Source organism: Williamsia serinedens, assembly GCF_024171725.1.
In the GTDB taxonomy this organism is placed as follows: domain Bacteria; phylum Actinomycetota; class Actinomycetes; order Mycobacteriales; family Mycobacteriaceae; genus Williamsia_A; species Williamsia_A serinedens.
On the sequence record NZ_JAMTCG010000004.1, the window covers coordinates 63,575 to 83,855 of the forward strand.

General features: G+C 71.8%; 17 protein-coding genes and 1 pseudogene. 7 read left to right on the forward strand and 11 right to left on the reverse strand.

Features of this window, described 5'->3' with window-relative positions; all coding sequences use genetic code 11:
- Window positions 1-9 precede the first annotated feature (9 nt).
- Window positions 10-2,160, reverse strand: coding sequence for an NAD-dependent DNA ligase LigA (ligA, locus tag LX12_RS11310; protein ID WP_253654666.1), 2,151 nt, complete (start codon window positions 2,158-2,160; stop codon window positions 10-12).
- A gap of 23 nt (window positions 2,161-2,183) precedes the next feature.
- Here ligA and LX12_RS11315 point away from each other — a divergent pair, with 23 nt between their 5' ends.
- On the forward strand, window positions 2,184-2,567 hold the full coding sequence (locus LX12_RS11315; protein WP_253654667.1) for an MmcQ/YjbR family DNA-binding protein: 384 nt from the start codon (window positions 2,184-2,186) through the stop codon (window positions 2,565-2,567).
- 40 nt (window positions 2,568-2,607) lie between these two features.
- Window positions 2,608-3,192: a L,D-transpeptidase gene (locus tag LX12_RS11320; RefSeq protein ID WP_253654668.1), complete on the forward strand. Its 585-nt coding sequence runs from the start codon at window positions 2,608-2,610 to the stop codon at window positions 3,190-3,192.
- A 25-nt stretch (window positions 3,193-3,217) separates the two neighbouring features.
- Here LX12_RS11320 and LX12_RS11325 read toward each other — a convergent pair whose 3' ends face one another.
- The 7 genes and pseudogenes from LX12_RS11325 to LX12_RS11355 all read right to left on the reverse strand — a co-directional run bounded on the left by LX12_RS11325 (window position 3,218) and on the right by LX12_RS11355 (window position 10,355).
- A complete protein-coding gene (locus LX12_RS11325) occupies window positions 3,218-4,240 on the reverse strand; it encodes a uroporphyrinogen decarboxylase/cobalamine-independent methonine synthase family protein (RefSeq protein ID WP_253654669.1) in 1,023 nt (340 codons plus the stop codon).
- A complete protein-coding gene (mnmA, locus tag LX12_RS11330) occupies window positions 4,237-5,346 on the reverse strand; it encodes a tRNA 2-thiouridine(34) synthase MnmA (protein WP_253654670.1) in 1,110 nt (369 codons plus the stop codon). Before mnmA ends, LX12_RS11325 begins: the two co-directional genes overlap by 4 nt.
- Before the next feature lie 3 nt (window positions 5,347-5,349).
- On the reverse strand, window positions 5,350-6,549 hold the full coding sequence (locus tag LX12_RS11335) for a cysteine desulfurase family protein (RefSeq protein ID WP_253654671.1): 1,200 nt from the start codon (window positions 6,547-6,549) through the stop codon (window positions 5,350-5,352).
- Between the two features lie 28 nt (window positions 6,550-6,577).
- Window positions 6,578-7,540: a lysophospholipid acyltransferase family protein gene (locus LX12_RS11340; protein WP_253654672.1), complete on the reverse strand. Its 963-nt coding sequence runs from the start codon at window positions 7,538-7,540 to the stop codon at window positions 6,578-6,580.
- Window positions 7,537-8,378 (reverse strand): annotated as a pseudogene (locus LX12_RS11345) (GNAT family N-acetyltransferase). The gene LX12_RS11340 and the pseudogene LX12_RS11345 overlap by 4 nt, the downstream one beginning before the upstream one ends.
- A gap of 199 nt (window positions 8,379-8,577) precedes the next feature.
- A complete protein-coding gene (locus LX12_RS11350) occupies window positions 8,578-9,534 on the reverse strand; it encodes an electron transfer flavoprotein subunit alpha/FixB family protein (protein WP_253654673.1) in 957 nt (318 codons plus the stop codon).
- Window positions 9,535-9,569: 35 nt separating this feature from the next.
- Entirely contained in the window at window positions 9,570-10,355 is a 786-nt protein-coding gene (locus LX12_RS11355; RefSeq protein WP_253654674.1) for an electron transfer flavoprotein subunit beta/FixA family protein, read from the reverse strand.
- Between the two features lie 220 nt (window positions 10,356-10,575).
- Here LX12_RS11355 and LX12_RS11360 point away from each other — a divergent pair, with 220 nt between their 5' ends.
- The 4 genes from LX12_RS11360 to LX12_RS11375 are packed head-to-tail and all read left to right on the forward strand — an operon-like array spanning window position 10,576 to window position 15,312.
- Window positions 10,576-11,355, forward strand: a complete 780-nt coding sequence (locus tag LX12_RS11360) for a class I SAM-dependent methyltransferase (protein WP_253654675.1) — start codon at window positions 10,576-10,578, stop codon at window positions 11,353-11,355.
- A 39-nt stretch (window positions 11,356-11,394) separates the two neighbouring features.
- Window positions 11,395-12,957: a 1,4-alpha-glucan branching protein domain-containing protein gene (locus tag LX12_RS11365; RefSeq protein ID WP_253654676.1), complete on the forward strand. Its 1,563-nt coding sequence runs from the start codon at window positions 11,395-11,397 to the stop codon at window positions 12,955-12,957.
- Window positions 12,954-14,210, forward strand: a complete 1,257-nt coding sequence (locus LX12_RS11370; protein WP_253654677.1) for a glycosyltransferase family 4 protein — start codon at window positions 12,954-12,956, stop codon at window positions 14,208-14,210. The genes LX12_RS11365 and LX12_RS11370 overlap by 4 nt, the downstream gene beginning before the upstream one ends.
- A gap of 16 nt (window positions 14,211-14,226) precedes the next feature.
- Window positions 14,227-15,312 (forward strand): NAD-dependent epimerase/dehydratase family protein, encoded by a 1,086-nt coding sequence (locus LX12_RS11375; RefSeq protein ID WP_253654678.1) that lies wholly within the window; start codon window positions 14,227-14,229, stop codon window positions 15,310-15,312.
- Window positions 15,313-15,329: 17 nt separating this feature from the next.
- Here the strand turns inward: LX12_RS11375 and LX12_RS11380 are convergent, their stop codons facing one another.
- Window positions 15,330-16,079, reverse strand: coding sequence for an acyltransferase (locus LX12_RS11380; protein WP_253654679.1), 750 nt, complete (start codon window positions 16,077-16,079; stop codon window positions 15,330-15,332).
- Window positions 16,080-16,209: 130 nt separating this feature from the next.
- On the opposite strand from LX12_RS11380, the gene LX12_RS11385 reads away from it, so the two are divergent.
- Complete coding sequence (locus LX12_RS11385; RefSeq protein WP_253654680.1) at window positions 16,210-17,541, forward strand: outer membrane protein assembly factor BamB family protein; 1,332 nt, start codon at window positions 16,210-16,212, stop codon at window positions 17,539-17,541.
- Between the two features lie 88 nt (window positions 17,542-17,629).
- On the opposite strand, the gene LX12_RS11390 is transcribed toward LX12_RS11385, so the two are convergent.
- Both LX12_RS11390 and LX12_RS11395 read right to left on the reverse strand, forming a co-directional pair.
- A complete protein-coding gene (locus LX12_RS11390) occupies window positions 17,630-18,919 on the reverse strand; it encodes an HNH endonuclease signature motif containing protein (protein WP_253654681.1) in 1,290 nt (429 codons plus the stop codon).
- 174 nt (window positions 18,920-19,093) lie between these two features.
- Complete coding sequence (locus LX12_RS11395; protein ID WP_253654682.1) at window positions 19,094-20,278, reverse strand: THUMP-like domain-containing protein; 1,185 nt, start codon at window positions 20,276-20,278, stop codon at window positions 19,094-19,096.
- Window positions 20,279-20,281: the final 3 nt, after the last annotated feature.

Sequence of the window (20,281 nt, forward strand, 5' to 3'; positions counted from 1 at the left end):
GGGAATCGCTCAGTCGGCGGGGGGCGCCTCCGGGTCTGCCGGGGGCGCTTCGGGATCTGCGTCGTCGGACTCCTCTGCCTCGGGGGCGGGCGGGGGGCCTTCGGCGAGGAGTCGGGTGAAGCCCTCCTCGTCGAGGATGGGCACTCCGAGCTGTTCGGCTTTTTCGGCCTTGGTGCCGGGCCAGTCACCCACGACGACGTAATCGGTCTTCTTCGACACCGACCCCGACGCCTTGCCACCGCGGACCAGGATGGCCTCCTTCGCCCCGTCGCGGCTGTAGTCCTGCAGCGACCCGGTGACGACGATGGTCAGGCCGGTGAGGGTGCGCGGGATCGACTCGTCCCGCTCGTCGACCATCTTCACGCCCGCGGCGCGCCACTTCTCGACGATCTCCCGGTGCCAGTCGACGGCGAACCAGTCGACGACGCTCTGGGCGAGGGTCGCGCCCATCCCCTCGGTCTGGGCGAGCGCCTCGACGTCGGCGTTCTCGATCGCCTCGAGCGACCCGAACTCGGTGGCCAGCGCCCGCGCCGCCGACGGTCCGACATGCCGGATCGACAGCCCGACCAGCACCCTCCAGAGTGGCGCCGACTTGGCGTTCTCGAGGTTGGCCAACAGACGCTTGCCGTTCGCCGACAGCGCCCCGGCCTTCGTCGTGAACAGCGGGACCCGGGTCAGGTCGTCGGCGGTGAGCGAGAAGAGATCCGCCTCGTTCTCCAGCACCCCCGAGGTCAGCAGCGCCGTGGCGGCCTCGTAGCCGAGCGCCTCGATGTCGAAGGACCCACGGCCCGCGATGTGGAAGATCCGCTCCCGCAGCTGCGCCGGACAGGACCTGCTGTTGGGGCACCGGATGTCGGCGTCGCCCTCCTTCTCCGGGCGCAGCTCGGTGCCGCACTCCGGGCAGTGCGTGGGCATGACGAACTCGGTCTCGCTGCCGTCGCGCAGGTCGACGATGGGACCGAGGACCTCGGGGATGACGTCACCGGCCTTGCGGATGGTGACCGTGTCACCGATGAGGACGCCTTTGCGCTTGACCTCGGACGCGTTGTGCAGGGTCGCCATCGACACCGTCGACCCGGCGACCAGCACCGGGGCCATGCTGGCGAACGGGGTGACCCGGCCGGTCCGGCCGACGTTGACCTTGATGTCGAGGAGGGTGGTGGTCGCCTCCTCGGGCGGGTACTTGTAGGCGATCGCCCAGCGCGGCGCGCGCGACGTCGACCCCAGGCGGCGTTGCAGCGAGGTGCGGTCGACCTTGACGACGATCCCGTCGATCTCGTGCTCGACGTCGTGGCGGTGCTCGCCCCAGTAGGCGATCTTCTCCAGGATCTCGTCGACCGTCGACAGCTTCGTGGTGTGCGTCGAGACGGGCAGACCCCAGGCCGCGAGCGCCAGGTACGCGTCGTGGAGGGACTCCGGTGCCCACCCCTCCAGCTTGCCGATGCCGTGGCAGATCATGCGCAACCGACGACGGGCGGTGACCTGCGGGTTCTTCTGTCGCAGCGAGCCCGCGGCCGAGTTGCGCGGATTGGCGAACGGCGCCTTGCCGTCGTCGACGAGGGAGGCGTTCAGCGCCTCGAAGTCCTCGAGGCGGAAGAACACCTCACCGCGGACCTCCAGCACCGAGGGCACCGGGTACTCCTCCGACGCGGTGAGCGTGGCGGGGATGTCGTCGATGGTCCGCGCGTTGAGGGTGACGTCCTCACCGGTCCGTCCGTCGCCACGGGTGGTGCCCCGCACCAGGTGCCCGTTCTCGTAGACCAGCGCCAGCGCGACGCCGTCGATCTTCAGCTCGCACAGGTAGTCGAGACCGGAACCCGCGTCGGCCTCGACCCGAGACACCCACGTGCGCATCTCGTCGGCGTCGAACACGTTGTCCAGCGACAACATCCGCTCGAGATGGTCGACGGCGGCGAACTCGGTGGCGAAGCCGCCGCCGACGAGCTTGGTCGGCGAGTCGGCCACGGCCAGCTCGGGATGCTCGTCCTCGAGGCGCTGCAGGCGCTTGAGCAGCTCGTCGAACTCGCCGTCGGTGATCGTCGGGGAATCCTTGACGTAGTACCGGAACTGGTGCTCGCGCACCTCGTCGGCCAGGGCCGTCCACTGAGCGCGCAGATCACCGTCGTCCACGGGGTCGACGATAGTCGCGCGATCCGACATCTCCGGCCCTACCATCACCTGCGATGCCGCACCCGATCATGTTCGACGACGCGGATCCGCTGCTCGCACGGGTCCGCGAGATCGCGCTGGCGTTCCCCGAGTCGACCGAGGTGGTCGCCCACGGGCGTCCCACCTTCCGGTGCCAGAAGGTGTTCGCGCACTACGGCGGTGCGGTCCGCGGCGGTGACCGACGCGACCACTCGCTGCTGGTGAAGCCCGATCCGTCGGAGGTCCCGGCGCTCGCCGACGATCCCCGCTTCTTCGTCCCCGCCTACCTCGGGCCCGCGGGATGGGTCGGGCTCGACCTCGACGCCGCGGACCCGGACTGGGCCGAGGTCCGTGAACTCCTCGACGCCAGTTTCCGACTCGTCGCGCCTGCCCGGTTGGTCCGGGATCTCGAATTCTGACGACTCGGCTCACCGCACGCGGTGTGGGACCCTGGTCGGCATGCGGGGAGCGGTGCGGGACTACTGGTGGGCGGCGCTCGTGGTGCCGCTGGCGGTCGTCCTCACCGTGATCCTCATCGGCGGTGCCGGTCGCGACGACGGGCGCAGGACCGAGACGGTGTCGGCGGCGGTGACGGCACCGGCCCCGACCAGCACTCCCGCGCGGTCGGCACAGGAGATCGCCGACGCGCAGGCCTGCCGCAGCAGGTCGGCACCGCGGACCATCGCGGTCAGCATCGCCGAGCAGCGGATGTGGCTGTGCGCGGGCTCGTCGACCGTCGTCGCCTCACCGGTCACCACGGGCATCGACACCCCCGTCGACCACACCCCCGTCGGCACCTGGACGATCATCGACCGCGAGACCGACCGGTACCTCGTCGGACCCGACTACCGCGTGTTCGTGCACTACTGGCTGCAGTTCTTCGGCGACTACGGCTTCCACGACTCGCCGTGGCAGGACTTCCCCTACGGCGACCCGCGCTACCGCTCGTCGGGCTCACGCGGATGTGTACACGTGCCCGAGCCGATGATGGCCCGCCTCTACGACTGGGCGGTCCTGGGGACCAGGGTCACCATCACCGCCTGATCCCGGGGCGGGCCGGCGACGCCGATCAGCGGTGGTGCAGTTCGTCGGCCACCGCGGTGCAGGTCTTCAACGCCGCGGCGGCGCGGTCCGACGACGCGCCCGCGAGACCACAGCCCGGTGTCACGAGCATCTGATCGGTGAACACCGCGTGGTCGAGACCGATCGTGTCGGCGAGCGCGACGAGGCGGTCGGTGACGTCCTCCGGACGCGGCACCGGCGCGGGCCCGGTCGCCGGCACCACACCGGCGAGGACCACGCGCCCCGCGTCGACCGCCTCGCCGAGCCCGTCGAGATCCTCGGTGCGCGAGCGGTCGGTGCCGAGCCGGCCCAGGTCGAGCGAGACGCCCCACAGCGGCGTCTGGGCCGCGACGTCCCAGGGGAAAGCGTCGCCGCAATCGTGCAGGACGACCGGCGCGCCGACACCGTCGCAGAGTGCGGACAGGTGCTCGGCGACGACGGCGGCCGGGATGGCGGGGACGACGTCGAACCGGGACAGCGGTGGCACCCTGCCGTCGACGACCGCTCGCAGGGACGGTTCGTCGATCTGCACGACGACCCGGGCGTCGAGACGCTTCGACAGCTCGCGCGCGTGGTCGGCGACGCCCTCGGTCAGTGACCCGACGACGTCCGCCCAGGCGCCGCGGTCGGCGACGGCCTTGTGCCCCGACGCGGTCTCGACGGCGGCGGCGAGCGTGAAGGGTCCGGTTACCTGTGTCTTGACCCACGCGTCGGGTCCGCCGAGCCCTCGTGTCTCCCAGATCTCCTCGAGGGCGTCGAGGTCGGCGCGCAGCAGGTCGTGTGCGCGGCGCCGTAGCGCCGAGCCCGACCCGGCGAAGCGGAAGCCGTGGATGCCGACGTCCATCGGCATGTCGACGAGCAGCGCCGCGCAGCGGCCGATCATGTCCGCGCCGCGACCGCGGGCCGGCAGTTCGGGCAGGTGCATGAGCGCGACCTCGCCGGCCACGACGTCGGCGACCGCACGCGGGTCCGTACCGGGCATCGAGCCCACGCCGGTGGCCACGCCGGTCGGCGGGGCGGGCGAGCTCACGCCGCGCCGGCGCGAGCCCGTGACGGGGCCGCGCAGATCCGACCGCATCCGATGACGCGGTCACCGGCCGCGGGGTCCGGGGCGTACAGCACCGCGGCCTGCCCACGGGCGACCCCGGTGAGCGGTTCGTGCAGGTCGATCTCGATGCCGGTCCCGTCGCCGACGGCGCGGGCCGTCGCGGGCGCGAGCCCGCCGTGCGCACGGACCTGCACGACGCAGTCGAGGTCGCCGGTCGGCACCGATCCCGACGTCCACACCGCGCGGTCGGCCCGGATGCTGGTCACGGCGAGGTCGGCCGCCGTGCCGACGGTGACCGTCGCCGTGTCGGGGTCGATGTCGGTGACGTAGCGGGGTGCGCCGTCGGCGGCCGGGGCCTCGATGCCCAGCCCCTTGCGCTGCCCGATGGTGAAGCCGTGGACGCCCTCGTGCTCGGCGAGCGTGTCACCGGTGGCCTCGTCGACGACAAGCCCCGGCCGCACACCGATCCGCGCACCGAGGAACGCGCGGGTGTCGCCGCTCGGGATGAAGCAGATGTCGTGCGAGTCCGGCTTGTCGGCGACGGTGAGACCCCGGCGCGCGGCCTCGGCCCGGATCTCCGGCTTCGGGGTGTCGCCCACGGGGAACATGGCGTGCGCCAATTGGTCCGCGGTGAGGACGGCGAGCACGTACGACTGGTCCTTGTCCGCGTCGACCGCGCGGCGCAACACACCGTCGGACAGCCGGGCGTAGTGGCCGGTCGCCAGGGCATCGAACCCGAGGGCCCGAGCGCGGTGGGCCAGCGCCGAGAACTTGATCTTCTCGTTGCAGGTCAGACACGGGTTCGGGGTGAGTCCGCGCGCATAGGCGTCGACGAACTCGTCGATGACGTCCTCACGGAACCGCTCGGCGAAATCCCAGACGTAGAACGGGATCCCGAGCACGTCGGCGGCACGGCGGGCGTCGCCGGCGTCCTCCCGGGAGCAGCACCCACGGCTGCCCGTGCGCAGGGCGCCGGGAGCGGTCGAGAGGGCGAGGTGCACCCCGGTGACGTCGTGGCCGGCGTCGACCGCCCGCGCCGCGGCCACGGCGGAGTCGACGCCACCGCTCATCGCGGCCAGGACCCGCATCGCTCAGCGCTCCCCGACGCCGGCCATGCCGGCGACACGCGCACGGTCGGCGACGTCGGCGAGGACCTCGGCGACGGCGTCGATCTCGGCGTCGGTGGTGGTGGGGGCGAGCGAGAATCGGAGGCTGCTGCGCGCGTCGGCGGTCGACATGCCCATCGCGAGGAGGACGTGACTGGCCCGGGCCACCCCGGCGGTGCACGCCGACCCGGTGGAGCACTCGATGCCGTTGGCGTCGAGCAGCATCAGCAGCGAGTCGCCCTCACAGCCGAGCAGGGACACATGCGCGTTGCCGGGCAGTCGCCCCTCCCCGACCGGTCCGTTGACGACGCAGTCGGGCACGGTGCGGGCCACATCGAGCAGGCGGTCGCGGCGGGCGGCGACACTGCGCATCGTCGCAGGCAATTCGTCGACGGCGATCCGCACCGCGGTGGCCATCCCCACGGCCGCAGCGGCGTCCGGTGTCCCCGACCGCACGTCACGCTCGTGGCCGCCGCCGTGCAGCAGCGGGACACAGTCGACGTCGCGGCGGAGCACCAGGGCGCCCATGCCGTGCGGGCCGCCGAACTTGTGCGCGGCCAGGCTCAGCGCGCTGACGCCGACGGCGCCGAGGTCGACGGGGATGTGCCCCACGGCCTGGATGGCGTCGGTGTGCAGCGGGACCCCGAACTCCGAGGCGATCGCGGCGAGCTCGGCGATCGGCTGGATGGTGCCGACCTCGTTGTTGGCCCACATCACCGAGACCAGCGCGGTCTCCTCGGCGTGGGCGGCGAGCTCCGCGCGCAGGTCCGCCGGGGAGACCCGGCCCAGCGCGTCGACCCCGAGGACGACGAGGTCGGCGTCACCGCGGTCGGCGAGCCACTGCGCGGGGTCCATCACCGCGTGGTGCTCGACGGCGGAGATGACGATGCGCCGTCGGCGTGGGTCGGCCGCCACCCGCGCCCAGAAGATGCCCTTGATCGCGAGGTTGTCGCTCTCGGTGCCGCCGGCGGTGAACACGATCTCCGACGGTCGCGCGCCGATCGAGGCCGCGATCGACTCGCGGGCCTCCTCGAGGTGGCGACGGGCCCGGCGACCGGAACCGTGCAGCGAGGCGGCGTTCCCGGCGTCGGCGAGGATGCGGGTCATCGCCTCGACGGCGGCCGGGTGCATCGGGGTGGATGCGGCGTGATCGAGGTAGACGGGCGTGCTCACCGGGTCGGTCATGACCGACCCAGAGTACCGGCGTGCGGGGTCAGGCCGCGCCCGCGGGGACCTCGTCGTGGCCGTGGTCGCGCACGGGCTCGACCGGTGCCGACAGGGGCGGGACGGGCAGCGACAGCGCGCTGAGCGACCCGAGCGGGTCACCGTGGTCGTCGACGTCGCCGAAGACCAGCCGCTCGCACCGACGCGCGAGCGCGCGGCGGTCGTCGCCGGGCAGCTGCAGTTCGTGGATCCGCACGACGACGCGCAGCCCCCGCGCCCGCAGCACCCGACGCACGGTGTCGAGGAGATCGTCGTCGCCGACGAACGCCGGCGCCGTGGCCACGGAGCCGTGGGCGTCGCGGAACCCGACGTGGACGGGGATGACGGGCATGCGCGCGTCGACGGCAGCCTGGAAGGTCGCGGGCCGGAAGCGGCCTCCGGCCCGACCGCACCACGTGGTGCCCTCGGGGAACACCCCGACGGCGTCGTCGTCGAACAGCCCCGCGGTCATGGTGCCGATCGTCGCGGGCAGGGAGTGCAGCGCACGTCGGTCGATGCCGATCACGCCGAGCCGTCGCGCCAGTCCGCCGACGACGGGCCAGCCGAGGATCTCGGACTTGGCGACGAACCGTGCGGGGACCACACCGGCGATGGCCACGATGTCCAGGAACGATGTGTGGTTGGCGACCACGAGCCCCACGCCGCGGCCGACGTGGGGTCGACGGTCGTCGACCTCGAAGCCGATGCCGAGGGCGGCGAGGAGCCCGCGGGCCGCCCGGCGGACATAGCGGCGTCGGACCGGCCGCGGCAGCGGTGTGACGAGCACGCCGCCGACGACCGCCGCCGACGCGGTGGCCGCGAGACGCGCGACGCGCACCGCGACGGCGACACGGCCCAGGGTGGGACCGCTCGACCGGACGCAGCTCGCGTCACAGGGGCTCGCCGGGAACCACGCGTGCGTGGCCGCGGCGGGGACCGTGCGGGCGGGGGTGATCGCGCCGGCGGCGGTCATCGGCGTGCCGCCTCGACGTCGCAGCGGTCGGCGAGCGCTCGGAGTCTGTCCAGGTACCGCAGGTCGGCGGTCTCCCGGTCGAGCACGGTGAGGAAGTCACCGACACCGAAGTCGACGTCGTGGGCGGGTTCGCCGCAGATCCGGGCACCGATCCGCAGGTAGCCGGCCATGAGCGGCGGCACCGACAGTGCCTGTGGGGGGTCGATGTCGTCGAGCCGCCGGCCGTCCACGACGACCGCACGGTGCGGGAACACCTGCCACGTCGCCCGGTGTCGGTCGCGGACGAGATCGCGCACCCCGCGGACGGTGGCGCCCGGCGCCACGCCGTCGCCGAGATCCACGGGGACCGACGTACATCCGGCGACGTAGCGGTGGCCCGTCTCCTCGAGGTACCGCAGGATGCCCGACCACATGAGCGCCATGACCGACCCGCTGCGGTGGCCGTCGGCGACGCAGGCCCGCCCCATCTCGACGAGCTCGGCCGCGATCGGGGCGAGTTCGTCGAGGTCGAACTCCCCCGCGCTGTAGAGCCCGTCGGCGGCCATCGCACCGCCCGGGGTCAGCATCCGACGACCGCGCCGTCGGAGCCGTCGCGGACGAGCAGGTGGTCGCAGAAGTCGTCCCAGCGGTCGGCGTCGCGACCGTCCACCGCACCGGTCATGGCGCTCGCGAAGCCCGGCTCCGTGGAGAACACGGCGTGCCGCAGCCGCTGCGCCGCCGCGATGTCGGCGGGGCGGGTCGTCAGGTGCAGGGTGTAGCGCGGTCCGCGCAGGAGAAGGCGCGAGCGCGGGGAGGGCGTCGTGGTGCGGGTGGTGCCGTCGAGCAGTGTCGTCGCCATGGCCACAGGTCTATCGACCGGATCGGGCGCGTGCGCTGCACCGGCGTGTCATGTCGGTGGAGGGGTGATGAACACCCGCCGGCCCGGGTTACGTGGCGCAGACGGGAGTGTGACCGACGGGCCCGAGATGCACCACGGCCCCCGGAACCGTGGTCCCGGGGGCCGTGCTGTGTGGTCGGTCAGGCGACGCCTGGCCGCATCACTTGCGCTTCTTGACCTCTTCGGTCAGCTGCGGGGCGACGTCGAACAGGTCGCCGACGATGCCGTAGTCCGCGATCTCGAAGATCGGGGCCTCTTCGTCCTTGTTGACGGCCACGATCGTCTTCGAGGTCTGCATCCCGGCGCGGTGCTGGATGGCACCGGAGATGCCGAGCGCCACGTAGAGCTGCGGCGACACGGTCTTGCCGGTCTGGCCGACCTGGAACTGACCCGGGTAGTACCCGGAGTCGACGGCGGCGCGGGACGCACCGACGGCGGCACCGAGCGAGTCGGCGAGTTCCTCGACGACCGAGAACTTGTCGGCACTGCCGACGCCGCGGCCACCGGAGACGACGATCGACGCCTCGGTGAGCTCCGGGCGGTCGCCGCCGACGATCGGCTCGACCTTGGTGACCTTGACGGCGTTCGCGGCCGGGGCCGGGACCTCGACGTCGACACGCTCGCCGGCACCGGCCTGAGGCTGTGCCTCGACGCCACCGGGACGGACCGAGTAGATCGGGATGTCGCCCTTGGGCTGCGCCTCGACGGTGAACGCGCCACCGAAGATGCTGTGGACGCCGGTCTTGTCGTCCTTGATGTCGACGACGTCGTACAGGATGCCCGAGCCCAGACGCACGGCCAGGCGACCCGAGATCTCCTTGCCGTCGGCCGTTGCCGCGACGATGATCGCCGCCGGCGAGGCCTGCTCGGCGACCAAGGCCAGGATGTCGACCTTGGGGCTGATCAGGTAGCCCTCGACGTCGTCGGACTCGGCGACGTAGATCTTCTCGGCGCCGGCCTCCTTGAGGCCGTCGGTGACGCTGTCGGCCGTGCCGGGCTTGCCTGCGACGACCACCGACGGGCTGCCGAGCGCACGTGCGGCGGTGATGAGCTCGCCGGTGACCTTCTTCAGGCCGCCCTCTGCGTCGAGCTCGGCGAGAACCAGTACTTCTGCCATGGTGTGTTGCTCCTCGATATCAGGGTCGGGCGGGCTCAGATGATCTTCTGACCGACGAGGTACTCGGCCACCTTCGTGCCGCCGTCGCCCTCGTCCGTGACGCGCTCACCGGCGGTCTTCGGGGGCTTCGGGGTGTTCGAGGTGACGGTCGAGCCGGCGTTCTCCAGGCCGACGTCGGAGGCCTCGACGCCGATGTCGGCGAGGCTGACGACCTGCACTTCCTTCTTCTTCGCGGCCATGATGCCCTTGAAGGACGGGAAGCGGGGCTCGTTGATCTTCTCGTTGACGCTGACGATGGCCGGCAGGGTCGCCTCGACGTGGGTGATGCCCTCGTCGGTCTCTCGCTCGCCGGTCAGGTTCTCCCCGTCGACGGTCAGCTTGCGCAGGTGCGTCAGGTGCGGGAGCTCCAGGTACTCGGCGATCATCGACGGGATCGCGCCGCCGCGGCCGTCGGTCGCCTCGTTGCCGGCGATGACCAGCTCGACGCCCTCGACGGTGCCGAGTGCGCGGGCGAGCACGTAGGCGGTCTGGACCGAGTCCGAGCCGTGCATCAGGTCGTCCTTGATGTGGATCGCCTTGTCGGCACCCATCGACAGCGCCTTGCGGATCGCGTCCGTGGTGCGCTCCGGGCCCGCCGACAGGATGGTCACCTCGCCACCTGAGGCCTCCTTGATCTGCAGGGCCTCCTCGACGGCGCGCTCGTTGATCTCGTCCAGGACGGCGTCGGCCGCCTCACGGTCGAGCGTGTAGTCGCCATCGGACAGCTTGCGCTCCGACCAGGTGTCCGGAACCTGCTTGATCAGTACGACGATGTTCGTCATGGTCCTCTTCGACCTCCACTCAGCGGTTGTGAACTCACCGTAAACTTACTGCCCGGTAAGGTAAAGCATCCAGTGACCAGTCTAGCCTCTTCCGGACACGCGTCGACACCGCGTCCTCGCAGGTGAGGCGCGATGCTGGACGATTCAGCCAGTAGGCCGGAGACATCGGTCACATCGAGCGTATAAGGGTGTCCCCGACGTGACCGTTAGGCTCCCGCAGATGACCAACGCAACCGACGCCCCGGAGCCGACCCTGGTGCTCACCGGTGAGCGGACCGCGCCGGGGATCGCCGAGGAGAACTACTGGTTCCGTCGGCACGAGGTCGCCTACGCGCACGTCGTGGACATGTGTCGCGGACGGCGGGTGTTGGAGGCCGGGTCCGGCGAGGGATACGGCGCCGACATGCTCGCCGCGGCGGGCGCGGACGTCGTCTGCGTCGACTACGACGAGGCCGCCGTCGCCCATTCCCGGGCCCTCTATCCGCGGCTGACGGTGCACCAGGCCAATCTGGTGGATCTGCCGCTGGCCGACGACGACGTCGACGTCGTCGTGAACTTCCAGGTCATCGAACACCTGTGGGATCAGCCGCGGTTCGTCGCCGAGTGCCGTCGCGTCCTGCGGCCCGGAGGTGTGCTGATGATGAGCACCCCCAACCGGCTCACCTTCTCCCCCGGGCGCGACACCCCGCTCAACCCCTTCCACACCCGCGAGCTGTCGGCGGCCGAGCTGACCGAACTGCTGACCGACGGCGGGTTCGCCGTCACCCAGATGCTCGGCGTGCACCACGGGTCGGCGCTGCGTGCCCTGGACAAGCGGTGGAACGGTTCGTTCGTCGACGCGCAGATCGACCGGGCGCTCGCCGGCGAGGCCTGGCCGACCGCCCTGGCCGCCGACGTCGCGAGCATCCGCACCGACGACTTCGAGATCCACCCCGACGACCCCGCGGGGCTCCGCGGCATCGACGAGAGCCTGGATCTGCTGGCCGTCGCCACCGCGTGACCCGCGGACCGTCGACCACAGACCGATGACCACAGACCGATGAGCGCGTCGACGGTGCCGGGGCGGTTCACCCTGGTGCTGCACTCCCATCTTCCCTGGCTGGCCCATCACGGCGCCTGGCCGGTCGGCGAGGAGTGGCTCCACCAGTCGTGGGCCGCGTCCTATCTCCCGGTGGCGGCGGCGCTGCGTCGGCTGGCCGACGACGGCCATCGCGACCTGATGAGCCTGGGGATGACGCCGATCCTGGCGTCACAGCTCGACGACCCCTACTGCGGTGAGGGGATGCACGCGTGGCTCGGGTCGTGGCGGGAGCGCGCCCACGAGGCCGCGGTGCACGGGCACGTCCACTCCGACGAGATCGCAGCGGACCTGGGTCGGCGGGAGCACCGCGCCGCCGAGTCCGCACTGGCCGACTTCGAGACCCGCTGGCGCCATGGCGGTTCCGGGGTCCTGCGGTCGCTGGTCGACGCTGATGTCGTGGAGTTGCTGTCGGGCCCGCTCGCCCACGGCTTCGCACCCACGATGGATCCGCGCCTGCGGCGCTTCTGTCTCGACGAGGGACTCGCCGACACCCGACGGCGGATCGGTCGGCGGCCCACCGGGATCTGGGCACCGGAGTGCGCGTACGCCCCCGGGATGGAGGAGGACTACGCCGCGGCGGGCGTGACGCATTTCCTCGTCGACGGCCCCGCGCTGCGCGGGGACACCGCCCTGGCGCGACCGGTCGGGTCGTCCGACGTCGTCGCCGTCGGACGTGATCTCGAGATCAGCTACCGGGTGTGGTCGCCGCGGTCGGGTTATCCGGGTCACGCGGCCTACCGCGACTTCCACACGTGGGACCACCGTTTCGGCTTCAAGGCCTCGCGCGTCACCGGGCGGTCGGTGCCCGCCGGACGCAAGGCGCCCTACGACCCCGAGCGGGCCGCTCGGGCGGTCGACGCCCACGCCGCCGACTTCGTCGGTCACGTCCGCGAGCGACTCGCCGCCGAGTCGGCGCGCATCGGACGTCCCGCCCTGGTCGTCGCCGCGTTCGACACCGAACTGTTCGGGCACTGGTGGCACGAGGGGCCGCAGTGGCTCGAGGCGGTTCTGCGGGCACTGCCGGAGGCGGGCGTGCAGGTGAGCAGTCTGCGGACCGCGATCGCCGACGGGTTCGTCGGCGCGCCGGTCGATCTCGGCCCCTCGAGCTGGGGGTCGGGCAAGGACTGGCGGGTGTGGGACGGACCCGCCGTGTCCGACCTCGCGCGCGTGCAGCGTGAGGTGACCGCCGCCGCGCTCGACACCGTCGCCAAACGCCTCGACCACCATGCGGCGGTGCGGGATCCGGTCGCCGACCAGATCGTGCGCGAGACGGTGTTGGCCGTCGCCTCCGACTGGGCGTTCATGGTGTCCAAGGACACCGCCGCGGACTACGCCCGGGAGCGGGCGTTCACCCACGCCCACGCCGCCCGCGAGATCGCCGACGCCGCCGACCGCGGTCGGGAGGACACCGCGCGACGCCTCGCCGAGGTGTGGCGGCGCGCGGACGGGCCCTTCGGCGCCCTCGACGCACGGCGATGGACGGCGACCGACGCGCGTCGAGTGTCCGGGGCCGCGCCATGAGGGTGCTGATGGTGTCGTGGGAGTACCCGCCGGTCGTCGTCGGCGGCCTCGGCCGACACGTCCACCACCTGAGCGTCGCGCTCGCCGCCGCCGGCCACGAGGTGGTCGTCCTGTCCCGCAGGCCGTCCGGCACGGACGCGCTCAGCCACCCGACCACCGACACCGTGGTGGAGGGCGTCCGCGTCGTGGCGGTCGCGGAAGACCCGCCCGACTTCGAGTTCGCGCGCGACATGATGGCCTGGACCCTCGGTCTCGGCCATGCCCTGGTCCGCGCCGGGCTGGCCGTCGGCGACCACGACGGCTCGCGCTGGGTCCCCGACGTGGTGCACGCCCACGACTGGCTCGTGGCGCACGCCGCGATCACCCTCGCCCAGGTCCACGACGTGCCCCTCGTGGCGACGATCCACGCGACCGAGGCCGGCCGGCACAGCGGATGGGTCGCCGGCACCATCAACAGGCAGGTCCACTCCGTCGAGTGGTGGCTCGCCGCCGAGGCCGACGCGCTCATCGCCTGTTCGGCCTCGATGCGCGACGAGGTGGCGCGTCTGTTCGGCCCGGATCTCTCCGAGATCCACACGATCCACAACGGGATCGACGTCAGCACATGGCCGTTCACCCCGCGGAGCGCGCACGACGGCCCACCGCGGCTGCTCTACGCAGGCCGCCTGGAGTACGAGAAGGGCGTGCAGGACCTGATCGCCGCCATGCCCCGACTGCGCCGCACGCATCCCGGCACCACCCTCGACATACTCGGCGACGGCACGCAGGAGACCTGGCTGCGCGGCCTCGCCCGCACGCACCGGGTCGTGCGGGCGGTGCGGTTCCGCGGCACCGCCGACCACGCGGGGCTCCTCTCCGCGCTGCAGCGGTGCGACGCGATAGTGCTGCCGAGTCGCTACGAGCCGTTCGGGATCGTCGCCCTCGAGGCCGCCGCCGTCGGGGCACCGCTGGTGACCTCGACGGCCGGAGGGCTCGGAGAGGCGGTGACCGACGGCGTCACCGGGATGGCATTCGCTCCCGGCGACGTCACCGGACTCGCCGCGGCGGTGCGTGCGGTGCTGCTTGATCCCGCTGCGGCCCAGGGCCGGGCGGTCGCCGCGCGGGAGCGGCTGACGTCCGACTTCAGTTGGCGACTCGTCGCCGCGCGGACGGCCGAGGTGTACCTGTCGGCGAAGCGGCGTGTGCGCCACCCGATCGGCCGCCCGGAGATCGTCACAAGGCCCTTGCCCGACCGTGACCTCGGCGCGGACTGACCGCTACCCTGACGCCGTGACCGGCCCCGCGCAGTACCTCAGCAGCCTCGAGATCGACACGACGACGCCGGTGCTGGTCACCGGCGCCACCGGCTACGTCGCCGGGTGGGTGGTCAAGGACCTGCTCGACGCGGGCGTCACCGTGCACGCCGCGGTGCGCAACCCCGACGACCGGCGCAAGACCGCCCACCTGCGGGCTCTCGCCGACGCTGCGCCGGGCACCATCGAGTTCTTCGCCGCGGATCTGTTGACCGACGGCTCGTACGACGCGGCGATGGCCGGCTGTGGCGTCGTCTTCCACACGGCGTCGCCGTTCACGACGGACGTGAAGGACCCGCAGAAGGAACTGGTGGACCCCGCCGTGGAGGGCACGCGCACCGTGCTCGAGTCGGCCGACCGCACCGAGTCGGTGCGCCGCGTGGTGCTGACCAGTTCGGTCGCCGCGATCTACACCGACACCGTCGACTGCGCGAACGCCGGCGGGTCGCTGACCGAGGACGACTGGAACACCTCGGCGACACTCGACTACGAGCCCTACAACCTGTCGAAGACGTTGGCGGAGAAGAAGGCCTGGGAGATCGCGGACGCGCAGTCGCGCTGGGATCTCGTCGTCGTCAACCCGTCGCTGGTGATCGGCCCGCCGCTCGGACCCGCCCCGACGTCGGAGAGCTTCGCCATCGTCACCCAGCTCGGCAACGGGATGATGGCTCTCGGTGCACCGCGGATCAAGATCGGCGTCGTCGACGTCCGCGAGGTGGCGCAGGCACATGTCACCGCCGCGTTCACCCCCGGTGCGTCGGGTCGGCACATCCTGTCCGCCGCCGACACCGACCTGCTCGAGATGGGCAAGGCGCTGCTCCCGAAGTTCGGTCTGAAGCGGCCGCTGCCGCGTTTCCCGTTGCCGATCCCGCTGCTCGTCGCGGTGGCACCGTTGGTCGGGCGCGACCGCCGGTTCGTCCGGCGCTGCTCCGGCGGCCCGCTGCACCTGGACAACACCAAGAGCCGTGAGGCGTTGGGCATCTCGTACCGGCCGATGCGCGAGTCGCTGGAGGAGATGTTCGCCGGCATGCTCGACGCGGGACAGGTCAAGCTCCTCCGCTGACGGATCCGCCGCCGCGGTCAGCCCGCGTCCGGCGTGGTCGCCTTCTTGCGCTCGATGTCGGCGAGAGCGCGCGCGTGCTCGGCGCGGCGCTCGGCCGAGGCGGCCCAGTCGTCGGCGCGGTTGCGCACCACCCGGGCCGGGGCACCGACGGCGATCGAGTAGTCGGGGATCTCTCCGCGCACCACGGCATGTGAGCCCAGGACGCATCCCCGTCCGACGACGGTGTTGCGCAACACCGACACCTTGGCGGCGATCCACGTGTCCGGGCCGATGCGAACCGGGCCCTTCACGATGCCCTGGTCCTTGATCGGCAGGGTGATGTCCTCGGTGCGGTGGTCGAAATCGCAGATGTAGCACCAGTCGGCGACCAGCGTCGACGCGCCGATCTCGATGTCGAGGTAGGCGTTCACCACGTTGTTGGCGCCGAAGACGGTCTTGTCACCGATGCGCATCGACCCCTCGTGGCATCGGATGGAGTTGCCGTCGCCGATGTGCACCCACCGCCCGATCTCCATCCGCGACAGTTCGGGCGTCGCGTGGATCTCGACGTTCCGGCCGAGGAACACCATCCCCTTGAGGACCACGTGCGGGTTCGCGGTCCGGAAGCGCCACAGACGGAAGTAGCGGACCAGATACCAGGGCGTGTAGGCGCGGTGGCTGATCACCCAGCGCAGCGACGCGACGGTGAGGAAGCGGATCTGGTCGGGGTCACGACGTCGGCCCGCGCGGCGACGCGAACGAAGCGACGCGTTCCACATGGTCGTCATGGCCAGACACCCTATCGGCCGTGTGCGCGGGGTCCCGGGCCGCCGCGGGGCCCGCGATAGGCTCACCGATGCGATCGGGTGAGTCGGCATCACGACCGACCCGGGAGGCGCAGGTGAGGACAGGAGAACGATGCGGGACAGCTCGGTGGCCACGCGTGGCCGACGCGGTGTGACCGCACGGTGGACGGTCCTGCTCCTGGCGGCCGTGACCCTGGTCGCGGCGTGTGCCGACGGCGAGGCCGACGTCCGCTCCATCCCGAGCGCCGGGTGGTCGAGCTACGGCGGCGACGCGGGCAACGCGAACTTCGCCTACCCCGACGTGCCGGACGACCTGACGCTGTCGTGGAGCCGTCCCACCGGCGGGCCCGTCTCCGCGCCCCTCACCATCTCCGGCCGGTCCAACGTCCAGGTCACGTCCCGCACCGACAGCGGGTGCAACACCTTCGTCTTCGACCCCCGCGCGGGCCGCAAGAACTGGTGCCGCCGCATGGCTGCCGGGGTCGAGTTGAACGCCATGCTCGTCGACCAGTACGACAACGTCTACGTCGGCGAGGCGGGCAACCTGGTCGCCTACAACGGCGGCGGATCCATCCGGTGGCGTTTCCCCACCGCCGGTGTGCCCGTCTCTCTCAAGTTCGCCGGCCCCGGCGTCGTGCTGCTCGTCACCGACCTGGGCCAGGTGGTCCTGATCAACTCGCAGACCGGGCAGCCGGCCGCACCCGGGGTCACCCTGCGGCCCGACATCGACGCCTCGCAGCCGACGACCGGCCTCGGCGACTGCATCACCGGCGGACCCAACTGCCCGATCCAGGCCAGTCCGGCCGTCGACACCGCGGCCCAGCGCTTCTACATCGGCTTCTGGCCCGCGAAGTCGATCGCCTCGGAGGTCCGGGCCCTGCGGTACGACGCCGTCAACGGCTCGGTCGCGCTGCGCGACGCCTGGACCGCCCAGATACCGAGCGGTGTCATCGGCACGCCGACGCTCTCCGAGGACAAGAAGACGCTGTATGTCTTCGACCGTCTCGGCAGCATCTACGCGCTCGACGCCGCGACCGGCAAGACCCGGTGGAGTTACTTCGTCGGCGGCTACGGGTTCGGCACGATGACGGTCTCCCCCGACGGCGTCATCATCCCCACCGGGGTGATCGGCGCGCCGCTGCGAGCGTTCCGCGATCGGGGCGACAAGGCCGAACCCCTTTGGCAGCGTGCCGATCTGCAGACCGTCAGCCTGTCCACGCTGACCAAGACCGGTACCGCATGGACCGTCGTGCGGACGGGCCGGGACCAGAAGCTGTCTCTGCTCGAGGTGTCGGCCGCCGACGGGAAGACGCAGCGCACCCTCGAACTGCCCGGCGCACTGGGCTTCGCGACCGGCGTCGCCGTCTCCGCCGACGGGGCGATCGCAACGGCCACGAACCTCGGCGAGGTCTACTTCTTCGACAAGCCGAAGTCCACGAACTGATCCACGGCCACTCTGTGGAGTTGTCAAGGTCCTGATGCGGTCCTGACCTTCGGTCAGGTGCGGAAAATGTGCTGTCGCTGAGTCGTTGTCAGGCGGCCATGGCGTCGAGGCGCGGTGTTCGCCGGTTGTAGGCGGGCTGCAGTTCGCGGTGTGGGTCGACGGTGGCGGGTGGCCGGATCCAGGGGTGACGGTCGGGGCCCATGACGATCTCCCAGCCGTGCTGGTGGACCGCGACGTGGCAGGTCCGGCACAGCAGGCACCCGTTGTCACACGTCGTCGCCCCGCCCTGCGAGAACGGCAGGATGTGGTGGACATCGGTCCACGAGGCGGGATTCCCGCACATCACGCACGACTGGTCACGGGCCACGATGGCTTTACGGATGCGCCCGGTGAACAACCTGGCCTTCGGGGAGATGTCGACCGGCGCGGCGTCGACATCCACGGCCATGCGGGTGACCGAGGCGTCGCATGACAGCAGCGACACCGCCTCGTCGGAGACGCTGCCCATCCATTGCAGGTGCGCCGGCCCCGCCGGGGTGACCCCGCAGCACTCGCTGTGGGTGGCGGGCACGGTCAGCAGGATCTCCGTCTTCGCCGCCCCGACCAGCCCGTCGACCCCGAGTGCTCGGGACGCGGCCTCGAGCACCTGCACGAACGCATCCGCCCGCCGCTGGGCCGCGGACCGCGGATCGGGTGTGCCGTCGGGCAGTGGCCGAGGCCGTGACGCGGTGTCGATGCAGGAGATCAGTCGTTCGCCGGCGACGACGTCGAGGTCGAACGACCCCGCCAACCGGCCGTCGTCCCGCTGGCCCCAGGACACCTCGTTGAGCGTCGTGTCCTCCGCGACCGGCGTCGCCGTCTCGTCACCGCCGTCGGAGTCGGGGGCGTGGCCGAGCGCGATGGCGCGGGCCCGGTCGTCGATCTCGACCGGCGACCGGCCGGCGAGGGCGTGCCCGATCAGCGCCGTCTCGGTGTCGACCGCGAGCTTCGACCCGAGCGGTGAGCGTGTACGCATGCAGACGTGGCGGACTCCGCGGGCGACGGCGTCGGCGTACTCGCCCGACAGCGACCCATCCCGCAGATGTCGCGCCAGCGCCGGCAGATGCGCGATCGCCCGGCCGAGCCGGATCGCCCGCGCCGCCACCACCGGCACACAACCGTGACGGCGCAACAGCTCCCGTACTGACATCCCCAGCCGCTTCGCGGTGCCCCGGCATTCGACCTCGCCGGTCAGCCGGGCCAGCAACCCGTCCGCGGTGTTGCGGGCGACGACCGCGGCACGCACCACCGCCAGCAGCGCGTCATCGTCGGCGGGCATCTCGCACCCGCGGACGGCATCGGCGAGGCGGTCCGCCGCCTCGAGCACGTCATCGAACATGTGTGCGATGCTACCGGCGCCGACCGACATCAACAGCCCCGAACAGGCTGGGGCCCCGCAATCTGTGGAACCAGCGGGACCTGTGGACAACCCCTTCCGCGAGCGCCGTCGCCACCGCGTCCGCGATCGGCCGGCGACCTCACGATCTGTGGGATCAACGCGAACTGCGCAATCTCATCCCGCCGCCCGCTCCCCCGGACCACAGATGAAGACGGTCGCCGCCGCGCCGATCCGGGTGACGACGAGGGCCAGAGAACGACTGCCACGCAGACGGAGTCGCGAGCGCAACCGGTCGGGATCGATGTCGACACCGCGCACCATGATCTCGAGGACACCGCAGTCGAGCTCCCCCAGTCGACGACGCAGCGCTTTCTCCGTCAACGGCATCTGCTCCAGCACCGGCCACCCCCGTTCGCCCGCGGGCACCGCGTCTCCGGTGAGATGGGCGATGCGGTGGTCGAGTTGCCACAGGCCGTGGCGTGCCGCGTAGTGCCGCACGAGCCCCGCGCGGACCACCGCGCCGTCCGGGTCGACGATCCACCGGCCAGCCGGCGCCACAGGGACGTCGTCGGGCTCGTCGTCGGAGATCTCGAAACCCTGCCCGGCCGAACGGATCACGGTCGCACGTCTCCGCGGACGGTCGGCGCCGTCGGTCCACAACGCCACCTCGCGGACGCCGCCGTCGACCGACACCACCTCCGCCTCGCCGGTGAACCCGAACCGGTCACGCAACATCCGATGATCCAGCCCGGGTGCGCATTTCACGACCAGAGAGCGCCCGGCGTACACCGACAGCAACTCGAACAGACCGGGTCGAAGGTCCTCCAGTCGGAACTTCCGCGCGCCCGACGCATCTCGGCGCGCGGGGTCCGCGATCACCACGTCGGCGGTGCTGGTGGGGGTCAGCGCGTCCGCTACCGCGACCGCCGCGCAAGGGACGTTGTGCGCCGCCATCGCCGCGCGCGCCGGGTCGAGGTCGCTCCCGATCACCCCACCGATCCCGGGTGTCACCGTCAGCTCCAGCAACTCGGCCCCGACAGAACAGGTCACGTCGTGGACGACGGCACCCGGTGTGGCAGCGGCGATCCGCCGAGCGCGGTGTGCGGCGACGGGCGCCGCCGTCGCCTGCTGCGCGGACGCGTCGTCGAGCAACAGGTCGTCGGCGCCCCGCAGGCGTCCGCGTGCGCGGCGACGGCCCCGCACCACGTCGACCAGAGCGCCGTCGCGTCCCGGGTAGCGGGCGCGCAGCGTCGCGAGGTCGGCGATCAGCGTGTCCGGACGGAGCGGAAGCTCCTGCGCCGTCGACAACGCCTTCTCACCGAACCGCGAGGCGAGCCAGGCGACGTCGTCGACCTCCACCGG

Excerpts from the sequence above, each read along its gene's own strand:
- LX12_RS11370 (WP_253654677.1), top strand. The coding sequence starts at position 12,954 with ATGAGGGTGCTGATGGTGTCGTGGGAGTACCCGCCGGTCGTCGTCGGC.
- LX12_RS11355 (WP_253654674.1), bottom strand. The coding sequence starts at position 10,355 with ATGACGAACATCGTCGTACTGATCAAGCAGGTTCCGGACACCTGGTCG.
- LX12_RS11385 (WP_253654680.1), top strand. The coding sequence starts at position 16,210 with ATGCGGGACAGCTCGGTGGCCACGCGTGGCCGACGCGGTGTGACCGCA.
- ligA (WP_253654666.1), bottom strand. The coding sequence starts at position 2,160 with ATGTCGGATCGCGCGACTATCGTCGACCCCGTGGACGACGGTGATCTG.
- LX12_RS11350 (WP_253654673.1), bottom strand. The coding sequence starts at position 9,534 with ATGGCAGAAGTACTGGTTCTCGCCGAGCTCGACGCAGAGGGCGGCCTG.
- LX12_RS11320 (WP_253654668.1), top strand. The coding sequence starts at position 2,608 with ATGCGGGGAGCGGTGCGGGACTACTGGTGGGCGGCGCTCGTGGTGCCG.
- LX12_RS11360 (WP_253654675.1), top strand. The coding sequence starts at position 10,576 with ATGACCAACGCAACCGACGCCCCGGAGCCGACCCTGGTGCTCACCGGT.
- LX12_RS11315 (WP_253654667.1), top strand. The coding sequence starts at position 2,184 with ATGCCGCACCCGATCATGTTCGACGACGCGGATCCGCTGCTCGCACGG.
- mnmA (WP_253654670.1), bottom strand. The coding sequence starts at position 5,346 with ATGCGGGTCCTGGCCGCGATGAGCGGTGGCGTCGACTCCGCCGTGGCC.
- LX12_RS11390 (WP_253654681.1), bottom strand. The coding sequence starts at position 18,919 with ATGTTCGATGACGTGCTCGAGGCGGCGGACCGCCTCGCCGATGCCGTC.
- LX12_RS11340 (WP_253654672.1), bottom strand. The coding sequence starts at position 7,540 with ATGACCGCCGCCGGCGCGATCACCCCCGCCCGCACGGTCCCCGCCGCG.
- LX12_RS11365 (WP_253654676.1), top strand. The coding sequence starts at position 11,395 with ATGAGCGCGTCGACGGTGCCGGGGCGGTTCACCCTGGTGCTGCACTCC.
- LX12_RS11335 (WP_253654671.1), bottom strand. The coding sequence starts at position 6,549 with ATGACCGACCCGGTGAGCACGCCCGTCTACCTCGATCACGCCGCATCC.
- LX12_RS11380 (WP_253654679.1), bottom strand. The coding sequence starts at position 16,079 with ATGACGACCATGTGGAACGCGTCGCTTCGTTCGCGTCGCCGCGCGGGC.